Annotated in this window: 14 protein-coding genes, 1 tRNA gene and 3 pseudogenes; 10 read left to right on the forward strand and 8 right to left on the reverse strand. The window is 61.0% G+C overall.

All coding sequences use genetic code 11. The annotated features are described in order from the left end of the window. Nucleotides 1–27: 27 nt before the first annotated feature. Nucleotides 28–201, reverse strand: a complete 174-nt coding sequence (locus L0A91_RS04880) for a hypothetical protein (RefSeq protein ID WP_235246068.1) — start codon at nucleotides 199–201, stop codon at nucleotides 28–30. 467 nt (nucleotides 202–668) lie between these two features. Between L0A91_RS04880 and L0A91_RS19595 the strand changes: the two genes are divergently transcribed. From L0A91_RS19595 to L0A91_RS04895, 4 genes are read left to right on the forward strand one after another with little or no spacing between them, the layout of a single operon-like run. Continuing rightward, the gene (locus tag L0A91_RS19595) at nucleotides 669–983 is read left to right on the forward strand and encodes a DUF262 domain-containing protein (RefSeq protein WP_397333799.1); all 315 of its coding nucleotides are present in this window, start codon (nucleotides 669–671) and stop codon (nucleotides 981–983) included. A gap of 8 nt (nucleotides 984–991) precedes the next feature. Next, on the forward strand, nucleotides 992–1,381 hold the full coding sequence (locus tag L0A91_RS04885) for a hypothetical protein (protein WP_235246069.1): 390 nt from the start codon (nucleotides 992–994) through the stop codon (nucleotides 1,379–1,381). Nucleotides 1,382–1,383: 2 nt separating this feature from the next. After that, nucleotides 1,384–2,043 carry a hypothetical protein gene (locus L0A91_RS04890; RefSeq protein ID WP_235246070.1) on the forward strand — a complete coding sequence of 220 codons (660 nt, stop codon included), beginning with the start codon at nucleotides 1,384–1,386 and terminating at the stop codon, nucleotides 2,041–2,043. Next, nucleotides 2,037–2,498, forward strand: a complete 462-nt coding sequence (locus L0A91_RS04895; RefSeq protein ID WP_235246072.1) for a hypothetical protein — start codon at nucleotides 2,037–2,039, stop codon at nucleotides 2,496–2,498. The genes L0A91_RS04890 and L0A91_RS04895 overlap by 7 nt, the downstream gene beginning before the upstream one ends. A gap of 83 nt (nucleotides 2,499–2,581) precedes the next feature. On the opposite strand, the pseudogene L0A91_RS04900 reads toward L0A91_RS04895, so the two are convergent. Further along, nucleotides 2,582–3,316 (reverse strand): annotated as a pseudogene (locus L0A91_RS04900) (DUF3387 domain-containing protein); the annotation flags it as partial. 32 nt (nucleotides 3,317–3,348) lie between these two features. Here L0A91_RS04900 and L0A91_RS04905 point away from each other — a divergent pair. After that, complete coding sequence (locus L0A91_RS04905; RefSeq protein ID WP_235246073.1) at nucleotides 3,349–4,290, forward strand: hypothetical protein; 942 nt, start codon at nucleotides 3,349–3,351, stop codon at nucleotides 4,288–4,290. 114 nt (nucleotides 4,291–4,404) lie between these two features. Here L0A91_RS04905 and L0A91_RS04910 read toward each other — a convergent pair whose 3' ends face one another. Next, a complete protein-coding gene (locus L0A91_RS04910; protein WP_235246074.1) occupies nucleotides 4,405–5,094 on the reverse strand; it encodes a hypothetical protein in 690 nt (229 codons plus the stop codon). 453 nt (nucleotides 5,095–5,547) lie between these two features. Further along, the gene (locus tag L0A91_RS04915) at nucleotides 5,548–6,843 is read right to left on the reverse strand and encodes a DUF6884 domain-containing protein (protein WP_235246075.1); all 1,296 of its coding nucleotides are present in this window, start codon (nucleotides 6,841–6,843) and stop codon (nucleotides 5,548–5,550) included. Nucleotides 6,844–7,348: 505 nt separating this feature from the next. On the opposite strand from L0A91_RS04915, the gene L0A91_RS04920 reads away from it, so the two are divergent. From L0A91_RS04920 to L0A91_RS04930, 3 genes are all read left to right on the forward strand, one after another. Further along, nucleotides 7,349–8,491, forward strand: coding sequence for a N(5)-(carboxyethyl)ornithine synthase (locus L0A91_RS04920; RefSeq protein WP_235246076.1), 1,143 nt, complete (start codon nucleotides 7,349–7,351; stop codon nucleotides 8,489–8,491). 223 nt (nucleotides 8,492–8,714) lie between these two features. Then, nucleotides 8,715–9,209 (forward strand): carbonic anhydrase, encoded by a 495-nt coding sequence (locus L0A91_RS04925; RefSeq protein WP_235246077.1) that lies wholly within the window; start codon nucleotides 8,715–8,717, stop codon nucleotides 9,207–9,209. Between the two features lie 105 nt (nucleotides 9,210–9,314). Continuing rightward, a complete protein-coding gene (locus tag L0A91_RS04930; RefSeq protein ID WP_235246078.1) occupies nucleotides 9,315–9,713 on the forward strand; it encodes a helix-turn-helix domain-containing protein in 399 nt (132 codons plus the stop codon). A 127-nt stretch (nucleotides 9,714–9,840) separates the two neighbouring features. On the opposite strand, the gene L0A91_RS04935 is transcribed toward L0A91_RS04930, so the two are convergent. The 3 genes from L0A91_RS04935 to L0A91_RS04945 form a co-directional block, all read right to left on the reverse strand. Then, nucleotides 9,841–10,251, reverse strand: a complete 411-nt coding sequence (locus L0A91_RS04935; RefSeq protein ID WP_311198017.1) for a hypothetical protein — start codon at nucleotides 10,249–10,251, stop codon at nucleotides 9,841–9,843. Between the two features lie 219 nt (nucleotides 10,252–10,470). Beyond that, nucleotides 10,471–10,544 (reverse strand) — tRNA-Val (locus tag L0A91_RS04940). A 39-nt stretch (nucleotides 10,545–10,583) separates the two neighbouring features. Further along, a complete protein-coding gene (locus L0A91_RS04945) occupies nucleotides 10,584–11,402 on the reverse strand; it encodes an aminotransferase class IV (RefSeq protein ID WP_235246079.1) in 819 nt (272 codons plus the stop codon). 170 nt (nucleotides 11,403–11,572) lie between these two features. Between L0A91_RS04945 and pta the strand changes: the two are divergent. Together pta and L0A91_RS04955 are read left to right on the forward strand one after the other, a co-directional pair. Then, a pseudogene (gene pta / locus L0A91_RS19600) lies at nucleotides 11,573–13,632 on the forward strand (phosphate acetyltransferase). A gap of 4 nt (nucleotides 13,633–13,636) precedes the next feature. Next, a pseudogene (locus tag L0A91_RS04955) lies at nucleotides 13,637–14,833 on the forward strand (acetate/propionate family kinase). A 69-nt stretch (nucleotides 14,834–14,902) separates the two neighbouring features. On the opposite strand, the gene L0A91_RS04960 reads toward L0A91_RS04955, so the two are convergent. Beyond that, nucleotides 14,903–15,283, reverse strand: coding sequence for a universal stress protein (locus L0A91_RS04960; RefSeq protein WP_235246081.1), 381 nt, complete (start codon nucleotides 15,281–15,283; stop codon nucleotides 14,903–14,905). Between the last annotated feature and the right edge of the window lie 57 nt (nucleotides 15,284–15,340).

Below are 15,340 nucleotides of genomic sequence, written 5' to 3' on the forward strand. Positions count from 1 at the left end.
CCGAGTATGTCTCCCGCAGGTAACTGCTCAGAAGCCCTTCCAGGTAGGCAATCCGCAGGTAAAGTGAGTTTTGACCGCAACGGCACCGACATCTGCAGCCGTCACGAATCCCGCCATGTCTGGGCCGTCCACGGTGAAGACAAAAGGCTCCAGGCTCAGCCGCCGCATCAAGGCAGAGAGGGACGTTTCGCTGGAGACCACGTGTCTTGCTTCAATCGGCCGCATCTCCGACCCCACGGATACGCCAGGTAGACGCTCATCGGTGGCCTCAAAATGCCAATCGGCACCTTGCCCTCCATGACCGGTGCCGCGTCAAAATCTCTTCGCCAGGGCTGCATCGCTAATGCCCGCATCGTCGTCGGGCGTTAGCACGAATGCAGAGGAGAGACGCAAACTGAGGTGACGAGTTCGTATGGCGGCTGATATGTCAGGCATCACGGCGGTCATCCGTCGATTTTGACACGGCACTTTCTCAGCTAGAAATAGAGGAGCCCGCTACGGGCTCCACGGGGCCCGTAGCGGTACCGCGGAACTTGCCTTCGCCGTCACGCGAGCGAGTCGAGCGCGGCTCAGGTGATCAGATGCGCTTGATCACGTGATAAACACATGATGAACAGAATTCGCTGCGCCGGGTTTCCCGGTCACACCTAGCATCCGGAGAACACACAATGGGCTTTCAGACGCCGCTGTACCAATTGAGTGACTATCTGCGAAAAACGACCACTGGCAAGATTCAGCTCCCTGATTTCCAGCGCGGGTACAAGTGGGAGGACGAGCGGATCCGGCAGCTTCTCGTAACAATCTTGCGGGGTCACCCGCTTGGCGTTTTGATGCTACTAAAAGGCGGAAACGACCAGATTCGATTCAAACCTAGGGCAATCGAGGGCGCAGGCGTCCCCAATGGAGCCGTGCCCGACTCTCTCCTTCTCGATGGTCAGCAACGCCTGACTTCCCTGACTCAGTCCTTACCGGCGATGGCTTAGTCCACACCATGGACAGCCGGGGAAAACTCATGACAAGGCGTTACTACATCGATATGGCGCTAGCCGTGCAGGGAGAGGACCGAATCGACGACGCTGTGGTCTCCATTCCAGGTGATGGCTACGTGCGCTCGAACTTCGGAAAAGGTGTGGTCAGGGACCTGACTACTCCGGTTAAGGAGCGCGCGGAGGGCCTATTCCCAGTGAGCCTGCTGTTCGGCGACCACGTCATGTCTTGGCTATTCGACTTCCCAGATCGCGCACTAGCAAGTGAGTTCAATGCGGCTGTAGTGGTTCCTGTCCGGTCCTACAACATTCCCGCAATTGAGCTCGATAGGGACTCAACAAAGAGTGCGGTGGCCACCGTGTTCGAAAAAGTCAACACTGGGGGCTTGCCCTAAATGTGTTCGAACTCCTCACAGCAACATTTGCCGGGGACAAGTCCTACTTCGACCAGCACGCGACGGATTTCAGGCTCAATGAGGATTGGAAGGAAACACAGCAACAGTTCTCTGGATATCCCAGCCTAAATGGTCTTGAGAGCACAGATTTTCTTCAGGCGGTCACCCTCCTGGCCACGCGCAAGCGGAATATGGCGCACTCGGGTTCGCGGCCTCCTGCTGTAAGCGCCAAGCGCGAGGACATTCTCAAACTTAGCCTGGACGACTACCTAGAGTGGGTTGACCCAGTTCGCCTCGCCTTCAAATGGGCAGCAGACTTTCTCGCGGACCGGCATATTTTTGACACTCGATTTCTTCCGTACCCTAAGCAGGTCGTTCCGCTCGCCGCAATCAGAGCCGTGATGGGTGATGCCGCTGACTTGCTGGGCCCGAGGAAGAACCTCGTTCGGTGGTACTGGTGCGGCATTCTCGGCGAACTGTACGGCAGCGCCATTGAAACTCGCTTCGTACGGGACCTGGAGCAAGTGCCCGACTGGTCGCTGGACAAGCCCCGAGCCACCACGCCCAATACCGTCAACGACGCGACGTTCGTTGAGTCGCGACTTCACTCCTGCGCACCCGCAATGCTGCGGCCTACAAGGGTATCTATGCACTCTTGCTGAGCAATCGGGCACGGGATTGGATGGAAGACAAGGCACTTGACCAGGTCCAATACGTGAACATGGCCGTTGATATTCACCATATTTTTCCAAAGAAGTGGTGCTTAGACAACAACATTGACATAGAGCGACGGGAGAGCATCGTGAACAAGACTGCCATTTCAGCGAAGACGAATCGCACCATCGGAGGCGCCGCGCCTTCGTCATATCTAGTGGCCATTCAAAACAGGGCGCAGATCGCATCGGCCCAACTAGACGACCTCCTCGAGGCTCACTTAGTGTCGGCCGAAGACCTGAGAAACGATCAATTTGATGTATTTTTTGCTCGACGACGGGAGAATCTCTGCGTCCTCATCGAGTCAGCGATGGGCAAGTCAGTGCCTCGCGACGTTGAGGATGGGCACGGCGAAGAGGACTCTGCTCAGTTCGGCGAGTGGGAGATTGAAGAGGGCGACTAAGGCGTCCCTAGTGGACACCAGCCGCTAGAAGGGCAGTGCCTCCGGCCGCCTCAGTTGAGCAACTGAGGCGGCCGTGCTCACTCTTAATGTCGGTAGGGGATGTTGGGGCGCCAATGATGGTCAGCCCGTGGCTGGCCAGCCTCACCAGCGAACAGTTCCGCCTGTTCCAGCACCAGCTCGATAGCCTTAGCTTCAGCGTCCGGCGGATAGTCGTACCGAGCCAAGATCCGTCGCACCTTGGACCGCATCGCCGCTAGGACCGAGTCTTTAACGTTCCAATCGATCGTGGCTGATTCCCTGATTGATTTCACGAGGTCTCTGGCGATGGCCTTGAGCGTCTCATCCCCGAGTTCTAGCACGGCGGAGTCGTTCTGGAACACGGCGTCGTAGAACGCAACTTCATCATCGCGAAGGCCGAGTTCTTCGTGCCGCTGCTGTGCGTCGCGCATCTCCTTGGCGAGCTTGACCAGTTCAGCGATGATCTCAGCGGTCGACAGGGAGCGGTTGGTGTACCGGTTGACTGCTTCATCGAGCATTTCGGAGAATTTGCGTCCCTGCACGATGTTCTTGCGCTAAACTGTGCGGATCTGATCGTTCAGGAGCCGGCGGAGCATTCCCATCTGAAGATTCGGCTTGTCCTTGGTGGCTAGGGAGTCCAGGAACTGATCGCTCAGAATTGAGAGTTCCGGGGTCTCGACACCAGCCAACTGATACACGTCAACGACTTGGTCAGCCACAACCGCTTCATTGAGGAGTTGCGCTAACGCACTCTCGATCTCTACTGCGCCTGAACCGCCCCGGCCGGAATCGGGGTTCCGACCACGTGCTGCCTGATCGTGACCCCTTCACGATGTCCACCCGGTTTCTGCGGGCTTACACCGAGGTGCTGGTGCACACCTGCCGACGCCGCGAAGCCCAGGCGATCGGTGGTCCCGTTGCCGAAGTGCCTAGTGGTCTGCACGACGACCCCAGCACTCGGGCGCAGAAGCGGGTCAGTCGCGATAAGGCTCGAGAGGCGCGCGAAGGTTTTGGCGGAGCCTGGGTGTTGCATCCCGCGCTGGTCCCGGTGGCCCGAGCAGCGTTTAGCGAGGTCGCCCGCGCGGTCAGGCCAACAACCACCGCTCCGATCCCGCAGATGCGGATGACCGACACCACCTCACTGGCGGGCAACCCGACGCTATCCGGTCTGCGCAGAAACATCAGGGTGTCGTTGCGCTACCTCACCGCTTGGTTTGGCGGGCAGGCTGCCGTGGTGATCGATGGCCACGTGGAGGATATCGGCACCGTCGAGCTCGCCCGCCTCCAGATCTGGCGGTGGTCTCATCACGAAGTGTTGCTCGCGGAAAGGCTCACTGTCTCCCAGCGTTTAGTCGACCGCCTAATGATAGAAGAGATCGCGATGTTGCGAAGGCGACTGCCTGGTGCTCAGGCTCGTGTCGAGATGGCCGAACAGGTCCTGAGCGAGGCCATCGGAGCGGGCGAACCGCCGGCGTTCCTATCGAACATGGCGTATGCAGCCCTGGTGCGTGATCGGGCTGATCCAGTGGCAGATCAGTCCGCTGCGCAATCGGAGCGGTCTCGGGGCGGGACAGTTAGGTGTTCCGCCCCGAGCCAGACAACCAGGTGCTTGGTACGAATCGGGAAGCCATTGGCTGCGTTGGGTCGGTGCGGCGTTCTACGGCCATTCTGGATCGCGTCGCGCCTTACGACACTCGCAACTTGTCCGTATAGAACGAATGTTCGCCGGTTTCGTCGCGCCAGTAGACCAAGGTTGGCAATTGATCCGCACTAGCTTGAGGCTGATTTAGGTCAGCGAGAGTGCGCTCTGCTGAGTCGATGAAAGAACCGAAGTTCTCCATAATCTCCTTTTCGCTCTCCAGCGTCGCTGTGTATGCATCCTTCAGTTCTAGGAGCTGCTGGTGTGTTGCTGCACCTCCGCCTCCTGCGAACTTCGGAATCGCCGCCTTCGCCCAGTGCATGTCGCTAAGCTGCTCCTCGCGCTGCGTAATCGCCTCGCGCAGTTTGGCGGACCTGTTGCTCGCTTCGTGCCAAAATCAACATCGGCCGAGATCTCGTCCTTCAATCGCTGAACCGAGGTGGCCACAGACTTGGGGTTCTCCTGCATGTCTACGCAGACCCGCAAGTAAGCAATGCGAAGGCCCAAGAACGAGGCAAGCAACGAGCTGTGCACGTCGTAGTTGGCCCGCCGTACATCACTGATGACATCGACTGAACCAACAGCGTGAGCATCTACCAAGAATCGAAACCGTTCTGCAAGACGTCGAACCTCTCGCTCGGCCAATGCCAAGCGCACCAGCATGTCGTTCGAGAATTCTCCAGCTTCTTGGTACTGCTGGTAGACCTCATCAACAATTCGCGAGCCTGCCAACAACTCACCCGCGTGTGTTGCTTCGTTCCTGGCGATGGCGGTATCAACGGCGTCCTTAACGGCATCCAGCTTCTGATCCACTTGCTTGAATTGATGCAGAGTCACAGCAGTGCCTAGCGCCTGAATCGCCAGAATGGGAGCCACGACGGACATCGAACTCGCGACGGGGATGAAGGCTGCCTGTCCAACAATCCCTCCGACCCCCATCACTGCGCTTCCAACCCCCGCGCCTAGGGGCATCAGGGTCGCTGGATTAGCAGTGGCCATAAACAGCGTCGACGAAAGCGCCGCTGACAGAGCTCCTGCTCCGAGAGCGGCACCACCAACAACCATGGACAAGGCAGTTTGCGACGAGAGTGATTTTGCATCAGATGCATAGTTTCCCGTCGCAAGGTAGTTGCTCTGGAGACTTGAAATCATCACCTCACGCAGGGCTCCTGGAACTCGAAGACCGCCATCTCAGACCCGTCGGTGTCAAAGCGCCTGACTGTGACCTCTTCAGGCACAGACGATTCTTGACTTGTCACTTCAAATTCTCCAGACCGTTGATTCGCTGTGTTGGTGCAATCTACCCAAGTGCTGTGAAGACGGCTCGTCAAACCCGCACGTTCAGTAGGTTTCCTCGATTTGTCGTTGCCATCGTCGCGACAACTCAGGACGTCACTGCGCGTAAAGCTTGCGGAGCGACGAGAGCCGGAGCCTGATGTCGTTACTGCCGACTTTGGCAAGGTTTAACGGAGGATCCAGCTCGATGAGTATTTTCGTCTCTAGGTCACCCAGTGTGTCTGCGTCAGCCACTGGTAGCGCCACAACGCGCAAATGAGTCTTCATCCACGAAGTCACCTGACCCTCGTCGATGGCGGGCCAATCGTGAGTTTGAGAGAGGATTGACCCCAGGCTGAGCCGGAGAGTTGACAGTCGGTGGGTCTTGCCGAGGTGCATCGTGGCGATTCTGCTCCAGAGCGTGTTCTTTGATGTGGAACCACCCGTGCGGGTCGCGCCCGCAAGGCCCGCGTAGATGAGTCCTGGTTCGATCGGATAGCCAAGACCGGCAGATAAGTCACGCGCACCCGCTCTGTCGACCCAGAAGTTGTACATCCCTGCGGAGCGGAAAACGGCACCCCGTGCGGCGATGAAATCCGGCACCGACATGGCGAGTTCCTGATCGCGGAGTTGGGCAATCATTGTTTCGACAGACGAGTCGAGTCCACCAGTGCGCTCGTTGTACCAAGCGAGTCGGCGTCCGAGCGATAGGCCGTGAAGTTGATCAACCACGCTAGCCCCGGCAGTCTCCAGTGAAGCGCCAACGGAATCTACATAGTTCGCTCCAGCGTGCAGGTCAAAGGTCACCCCGGTCACCGGTCCGACGGCGGATTCAAGTTGGCGCACAACCTTCTGGCCCCACGCAGTTTGATATTTGCTGGAGGTTTCCGGAAGGTATTTTTCATACGGCTCGACCCATTCGTCGGGCCGGACAAGCCCGTGCTCGGCGGACAGGATGAACCACGGCAGGCCTGTTGACTCCGCATAGGTCCGCATTTTGCTGAAGTAGGACGAGACATATAGGTCTTTCGCCTGAGCGCCTTCGGCTCTCTTGGATTTCACACAACTGATGAGCACTACATCCGCTCTTGATGCCGCGTGCACTTGGTGAGCAGACAATCTTGCCGCTTTCGGCACTGGCTTCGGCTTGCCAGGGGCGGCAATGGACTGAGCACCCTTGCCGAGCGGAAAGCCGAGACTGCCGAGGTGACGCCGTGCCGTCTGGGAAGTGAAGTCACTGGCTGACACCCCTATAGCCAGACTGAACGCCTGCTTGACCGGCCATCTCTGCCCAATAGCTTTAACCCAGTATTGGTAGATCCGGTCAGGTGTTTCTTGTGCAAGCCGCAGCTTCACATCGGCGGCAGACAAGACATACCCGTGGCCATTGATCGTGAACGAGATGGACTCCATGGACCGGCCTTTGAGCGTTGGATACTGGACACTGTCAATCTATCCACGAGCACTGACACTCGCTGAGAATCGAACGCCCTTGCGGGGCAAGCGGGGTAGGCCTCGCGACCCAAGACGCTGGCGCGCGGCCGGTGGGCGGCAGAGTCCAAAGACCGAGATCCTGGACCGGCCCGACGCCCAAGCCAGCCGCCAGAGCCAGCAAGTCCTCGGTGGTCAAGTATCCAAGAATCAGTGACCGAGCCGCTCGAGCAGATCGGCATACCGTTCATGACCGCGGGCGGACAACTCGCGGACGCGATCCTCGTGGCCACGACGCGCCGCGGCCCCTCGAATCGCACGCACAGTAGCCTTTTGTTTGCTTACGCCCTCAGCCTCGGCAAGGACCGCGTTGCACCAAGCCACTGCCGCCCTACTGTCGCAAAGCCCTTACCGACCTACCCCTTCGAACGGGGCGCACTGTGCTAGAAAGGAAATCGTCGTAGGGGTCGCCACCGGAAGGTCAGCCATGGAACAGCACAAGGTCGGATTAGTCGCGACGTCGCGCAAAGAGAACGAGCACCGTCTGCCGATCCACCCGCTGCACCTGCATCGGATCCCAACAGAGCTGCGCGCGCAGCTCTGTCTGGAGACCGGGTACGGCGAGGCCTTTGGCTTCACTGACGAGCAGTTGGAGCCACAGGTCGCAGGGATGCTGCCGCGCGCTGAGCTGATCTCCTCCTGCGAGGTGGTGGTGCTGCCCAAGCCGACGGCCGCCGAGGTTGCCGAGTTGCCCGACGGGGCGGTCCTGTGGGGATGGCCGCACTGTGTCCAGGATCCAGTAATCACCCAGTTGGCAATCGACAAGAAGTTGACCCTGATCGCCTTCGAGGCGATGAACTACTGGCACCGCGACGGCTCCTTCAACCTGCATGTACTGCACAAGAATAACGAGTTAGCTGGCTACGCCTCGGTGTTGCACGCGATGTCGTTGGTCGGGGCCACCGGCGACTACGGACGCAGACGTACCGCCGCGGTGATCGGCTTTGGGGCCACGGCCCGTGGCGCGGTAACCGCACTGGCCGCCCTGGGCATCGGCCAAGTCGATGTGCTCACCCAGCGCGGCCGCACGGCGGTCGCTTCGCCCATTCACTCCGCCAACATCCGGCAGTTCGATCCCGGCGAGGACGGTCTCGGCGGGATGGTCGAGACCGAGAGGGACACCGAGCCGTTGCCGAGCTTCCTCGCCGAGCGCGACATCATCGTCAACTGCGTCCTCCAGGACCCCAACTCGCCGATGACTTTCATGGACGCGCAAGACCTGGCGACGCTGCGACCAGGAACACTGATCGTAGACGTCTCGTGCGACTTGGGGATGGGGTTCAGTTGGGCAAGGCCCACCTCCTTCGAGGACCCGATGTTCGAGGTCGGCGACCACGTCCGGTACTACGGGGTGGACCACAGCCCCTCCTACCTATGGGACTCGGCGACCTGGGAGGTCAGCGAAGCCCTGCTGCCCTACCTGGGCACGGTGCTCGGGGGCCCGGCCGCGTGGGAGGCCGACGAAACCATCCGCCGGGCCATCGAGATCCGTGACGGGAAAATCATCAACCCGAGCATCTTGGCTTTCCAGTCCCGAGCGGCGGAGTATCCGCACCGCGCCACTACCTAATCGTGCGATACGACACTCCACCGAAGAGTCTCCGCCTTCGTTCATGGGTTGACCCCGCGGCCGGCCCAGGGACCTGACTGGTGGGGAGGGCCTTGTGCGTGACATAATTATCACTTATGCAGATGTCAATGTGTTGCACGGTTTCTGGTGGAGCCAGCGACGGCCTGCTCGCTCCCTCAGATGAGCCCTCGACGCCAAGCCAGGCCCCACTCAAGGAGAAGCGATGACCGTTACCGACACCCTGCTCGCCAACAACGAGGCGTATGCATCACACTTCAGCGGTCCGCTCCCGCTGCCGCCCTCAAAACATGTGGCCGTCCTCGCCTGTATGGACGCGCGTCTCGACGTCTACCGGGTTCTGGGGTTGAACGAAGGTGAAGCGCACGTCATCCGCAACGCCGGCGGCGTCGTCACCGAGGACGAGATCCGTTCCCTGGCCATCAGCCAACGCCTCCTGGGTACTACCGAGATCATCCTCATCCACCACACCGACTGCGGGATGCTCACGTTCACCGACGACGAGTTCAAAGAATCCATCCTCGCGGATACCGGTCTGCGCCCGCCTTGGGCGGCTGAGTCGTTCCCCGACGCGCAGGAGGATACTCGCCAGTCGCTGGCCCGAGTGCGTAGTAGCCCCTTCATCCCCCACAAAGAGTCGGTTCGCGGCTTCGTCTTCGACGTCGCCACCGGACGGCTTCACGAAGTGTTGGCGAAATAAGTGGGTTTGACCTGTCCGGTAGGTCCGGACAGGTCACAAAAGTGGACGTAAAGGTGTTGTGGTTCATGACATCGTTCATAGTCAGGGTGACCGCGACGATGGGTCATGTCCAAGGCCAGGGTCATCGTGTTGTCCGTTATTGAGCAAGGCCTGACCAAGGCCGAAACCGCCCGAAAATATGACGTGTCCTGGCGGTGGGTTCACACCCTGGTTAAACGCTATGAACAACACGGCCTGCACGGGCTAGAACCCCGCTCCAGAGCACCGCGAAGGAACTCCCGCGCCACCCCGGAACCTGTCAAAGCCCGCATCCTGGAGCTACGCACTCAACTCCATGCCAACGGGCTTGATAACGGGCCAGTGACTATCGCCTGGCATTTGGAACACAAAGTCTTACACCCGCGCCCGCGGTCTCCACGATCAGACGCATCATCACCAACGCTGGCCTGGTCACCCCAGCGTCACGTAAACGCCCGAATCATCCCTACGCCGCTTCGAGGCTGAGCAACCGAATGAAACCTGGCAATCAGAGTTCACCCACTGGCCCCTAGCCGATGGCGCCAACACTGAAATCTTGAACTGGCTCGATGACCACCCCCACTACGCCCTACAACAATCGCGCGGTAAACGACTAGGCCTTGCGCGGCCAAACTGTGTAGCTGACGGCCCACAGGACATCGATCGCCACAATGATCCCCAAAATCGGCAGCCAATCGCTCAAGGCTCGAGTCCGGCTCGGGTCGTCGATCCACCAGCCGATCCCAACGATGATGCCCGCCGCAATAGCGCCCGCCAGCAGAGTCCGAGCAACATCAGCCCAGCAGTGCAACGTGTAGTCATGCCCCGTCGGTTTCACCGGCGCAGACCCACGTCCCATCAGGTGGGCGAACCTGACATCTGCCCAACCGATCATCCGATGCCCGTAGGCCACCGAGAGCCCGATGTAAACGGCGGCCAGGCCATGCGGCCACGAGGCCGTTGAGCCGCGCGATAGGTCAACGACCACCGCCGCCAACAGCACCACGTCGATGACCGGAGCCAATGCCAGCAGCAGCGCACCGAGTCGCTTGGCACCAAGCGCATACCTGGTAGTCAGTCCCGCAATGATGACAACCCAAAGCCAATCTCACAGGCCAGAATCAGACCAACGATCACGCATGCCTCCTCGATGTCTTGAGCCACCACCCTAAAGTCGGCATACCCCGAACGCACGAGAGCCCGGCACCATGGCCGGGCTCAACACAAATAGTGCTACAAAAAGTGGACGTAAAGGGACTCGAACCCATGACCTCTCGCGTGTGAAGCGAACGCTCTAACCAACTGAGCTATACGTCCTTGCGCCCACGAACAATATCCGGATTCGTGGGCTACTTCCTAATCGAGCCAATCAGGCTCAAAAATCAACCAATCACGGGTCCATCCGCTCGGCGCTGAACTTGGCCCAGATCTCCTGGGCGCGCTGGGTGATCTCCCCCGGCGCAGTGCCAAAGTGCGCTCTGGGATATTCGCCGCAGCGATCTGGCCAGCCAGCGAAGAGCTCGAGCCAGCAACCCGAACCTGGCTGATCGCCTGGATGTCGCGGGTGCTGGAGGTCAACCAGGCTTCGTCAGCTTCAGCCAGGATCGAGAGTGGCAATTCGTCTTCGTGGACTTCGATGCCGGCCTCGGTCAGCCACTCGATCGTCAACGCCCGGGTGATGCCTGCCAGCGGGCCGCTCGGCAGCGCCGGGGTCAGCACCGTGCCATCGAGCACGACAAAGATGTTCGAGCCAGTGCCCTCGCACAACGCTCCAACACTGTTGGCAAAGATCGCTTCGCTGCCACCCAGGTCCTTGGCCGCTGCGAGCGCGACGACATTCTCGGCATACGAGGTCGTCTTCAAACCAACGACAGCCGACTTCTCATTGCGCGTCCACGGCACCACGGTCACCGAAGTGCTCTCAGCGGGCAGCGGCGCGGGAGAAGCACCCACGATGTAGGTCATCTGCGGGTCATAACGGTCCGAGCCCATCGGGCCAGGCCCCGCGGTGACGGTGTAGCGCAGCCGGCCAAAGTCGATCGGCCCATCAGCCAACACCGCGTCAATGCCTTCTTGAATGCGCCCGCGATCAAGGCGCGGCAAACCCAAACCGCGCAGCGAGCGGTCCATCCGGTCGTGGTGGCGGGTCAGCGCAAAAACCTCAGTGCCCAGCACCTTGGCGGTCTCAAAACCCCATCACCGACCGTCACACCGTGATCGAGGGCGGCGAGCGCCGGGCCCGCGTCCACTCGTTCGCCATTAACCCAGACCCGAATGTCATCTACATTGCCGTTTGCCATAGCCGTACTCTGCCATGCGCCCCGTGAAGTCACTAGGGTGGCAACGTGACTAACGCCTTGTATCTCGCATCCGCTGAGTCCGCGTCGGGCAATCGGCCCTTGCCGTGGGCCTGATCACCGAGTTGAGTCGCACCGCCGGGCGGGTTGGCGTGTTCAGGCCCATCGTCATGGACCCCGACAGCGACCCCATCTTGGACCTCCTGTTGCCGATGGGCACGTCAAGTGCCAAGCCCAGCGCCGCGTATGGCGTCACGAGCGACTCCCTACACAGTGACGAGAAGCGTGCGGTCGCCGAGATCGTCGATCGCTTCCACGCCTATGCCAATGAGCACGACATGGTGTTGGTCGTCGGCAGTGACTTCTCTGGCATTGCCAGCCCCAACGAGTTCAGCCTCAACGCAGCCGTGGCCGCCAATATCGGTGCTCCGATGCTGCTGGTCGTCCCAGGGTGGACCGCTCCCCCGAGCAGATCTCCACCACGGCCGACATCGTGATGGCCGAGGCCTCCGCCAGGCATGCCCGAGTGGCCGGGGTTATCGCCAACCGCGTCGCCTCCGATGACGTCGACACCACCCGCGAAGCCCTCGCCGCGCAGCACCCCGACGTCTTCGTCCAAGCGCTGGAGTCGGACGAGCTGCTCCAAGCGCCAACCGTTCGTGATGTCCTGGCTGCCACCGACAGCGAGCTCATCGCGGGCGACGACGCCCTGCTTGACCGCGAAACCCCCAACATTGTGGTCGCTGCCATGACGATGCCCAACGTGCTGGATCGCCTCACCGAAGGATGCGTCGTCATCTGCCCCGGCGACCGCGAAGAGATCATGCTCGCCGCCGTCTTGGCCCACCAGTCGAGCACCTTCCCGACGATGGCCGGCCTGATCCTGAATGGCGGCTTCCGCCCCAGCCAACAGGTGCAGCAACTCATCGATGGGCTGGAAGTCCAGATGCCGATCATGTTGGCCCAGGGCGGCACCATGGAGACCGCTGGCGCTGCCGGTCGGGCACTCGGGCGCATCACCCCCACCAGCGATAGCAAGATCGAACGGGCCCGCGCGATCGTCGCCGACCAACTCGACCTCGCCGCGATCCTGCCCGAGGGTGCCAGCAAGACCCCATCCGCGATGACTCCCCTCATGTTTGAGCACCAACTCACCGCCCGGGCTCGCGCCACCGGAGCAACCGTCGTCTTGCCCGAAGGCAGCGAAGATCGCATCCTGCGGGCCGCCGACATCGTGCTGCGTCGCGGCATTGCCAAGATCATCCTGCTCGGCGACGAAGAGAGCATCCGGGCCCGCGCCTCGACCTTGGGTCTGGATCTCAGCGAAGCAAGAGTCATCGACCCCACCACCGACGAACGACTGCCCGGCTTCGCCGAAAAGTATGCAGAGTTGCGGGCGCATAAGGGCGTCACCGTTGAGCAAGCACAGGACACGGTGACGGACTCGGCATACTTTGGCACGTTGATGGTGCTGACTGGTGAAGCCGACGGGATGGTCAGCGGCTCGATCACCACCACGGCCGCCACCATCCGCCCGGCGCTGGAGATCATCCGCACCAAACCGGGCGTCAGCGTCGTCTCCAGCGTGTTCTTCATGTGTCTCAGCCGACAAGGTGCTGGTCTATGGCGATTGCGCGATCAACCCCGACCCGAATGCCGAGCAACTGGCCGACATTGCCGTCACCTCCGCTGCAACCGCCGAGCAGTTTGGGGTCGACCCGTTGGTCGCGATGTTGTCCTACTCCACGGGCGGCTCGGGCTCCGGCGCTGATGTCGAAAAGGTCCGCGAAGCCACCACCCTGGTCAAGGAGCGCGCAAGTGACCTGGCCGTCGAAGGCCCGATCCAATACGACGCCGCTGTCGATCCATCGGTGGCCGCCACCAAGTTGAAGGAATCAGCTGTCGCTGGCAAGGCTTCGGTGTTGATCTTCCCCGACCTCAACACTGGCAACAACACTTATAAGGCCGTGCAACGCAGCGCCTCAGCTGTCGCGATTGGCCCAGTTTTGCAGGGCCTTAACATGCCGGTCAACGACCTTTCGCGCGGCTCGACCGTGCAAGACATCGTCAACACCATCTCCATCACCGCGATCCAGGCGAAGGGCTGAAGCCATGACCGCTCGCAACCCCCATGTGCTCGTGATCAACGCCGGCTCGTCATCGCTCAAATATCAACTGATCGACACCGCCACCGATGAGAGTTTGGCGAGCGGTCTGATCGAGCGCATCGGCTCCCCGACGCCGTCGCCCACCACAGCGTCGCGGGTGCCCAGCACAACCAAGACCTCGAATGCCTCGATCACGGCCAAGCGATGCAGATCCTCGCGGACGCCTTTGATGAGCATGGCCCGAAAGTCACTGCCGAGTCGCTGATCGCCGTTGGCCACCGCGTCGTGCACGGCGGCGCGACGTTCGCCACCCCGTCGTGATCGACGATGACGTGATCGCCGCCATCACCGACCTCATCCCGCTGGCCCCGCTGCACAACCCCGGCAATCTGGCTGGCATCGAGCAAGCCCGCCTCGCCTTCCCCAGCGTGCCGCAGGTTGCTGTGTTCGACACCGCCTTCCACGCCACGATGTCACCCGCCGCCAGCACGTATGCAGTGCCGAAGGCCTGGCGCGAAGAGCACGGCGTGCGCAAATATGGTTTCCACGGCACCTCCCACGCCTACGTGTCCCGGCGGGCGGCGGCCCTGATGGAACTGCCAGCCAGCGAAGCCAACGTGATCGTCCTGCACCTCGGCAATGGCGCTTCAGCGTGTGCCGTCGAAGGCGGCAACTCCGTCGACACCTCTATGGGCCTGACCCCGATGGATGGCCTAATATGGGCACCCGCCCCGGTGACCTTGACCCGTCGCTTCCGGGTCACCTGTCCCGGGTGGCCGGGCTCTCGCTAGAGGACTATGACAAAGCCCTGGCCAAACAGTCGGGCCTGCAGGGACTGACCGGCAGCGCCGACTTCCGAGAGGTGATGACCGGTTATCAAGCAGGTGAGCCCGAGGCCCAACTGGCCGTTGAGGCTGTCGTGCATCGCATCGTTCGCCACGTCGGCGCGCTGGCCGCAGTGCTGGGCCGAGTCGACGCCATCGCCTTCACCGCCGGCATCGGCGAAAACAACGCCGTCTTGCGAGAACTGGTGATGCTGCGCCTGGGCATCCTAGGCGTCGTGGCCGACGAAGCAGCCAACAACAGCGCACGGGGTGAAGCGCTGATCAGCGCCGACTCCAGCCATACCCAGGTGTGGGTGATCCCGACCAACGAAGAAGGCGAGATCGCACAGCAATCAGCCACCCTCGTAGCGTCATAGCTGGGGCGGCTGATCAGCCCAACGGGCTTAGCGCTGAGCGGCGTTACTTAGCGTCTGCGCTCTCGTCCTTCACGGCCAAGACGTCACAGCTAGCCTCAAGAAGCACCTTTGCGCGGTGCTGCCAGCGATCAGCTTGCCCATCGCGGAGCGACGACGAACGCCTATCACGATCAGGCTAGCGTCGACCTCCTCAGCCGCGGTCAAGATCTCGTCCGCAGCGTCCGTGGCCATGTCCTGCTGGCGAATCTCGTGCTCAACACCCAAACCCTGCAAACGTTCGACGAGGGCATCCAGGTCTTGGTCTGAGGCGTAGTTGGGGTGAGCAGTGTTGTTGCGGTGTCCAGTGTTGACGACCACAAGTTTGGCGTCGTCGCGCTGAGCGCGTGCAATGGCGCGGTCCAGGGCCGAGAGGCCTTCGGGGCTAGGGATATAGCCAACAACGATAGTCACGTGAGGGACTTTCTGGTCGAGTGTGTCTGGCAATTTCAAACGTAGTGGCTATGCCCC

Origin of the sequence: Ornithinimicrobium sp. INDO-MA30-4 (genome assembly GCF_021535045.1) — a bacterium.
Lineage (GTDB): Bacteria > Actinomycetota > Actinomycetes > Actinomycetales > Dermatophilaceae > Ornithinicoccus.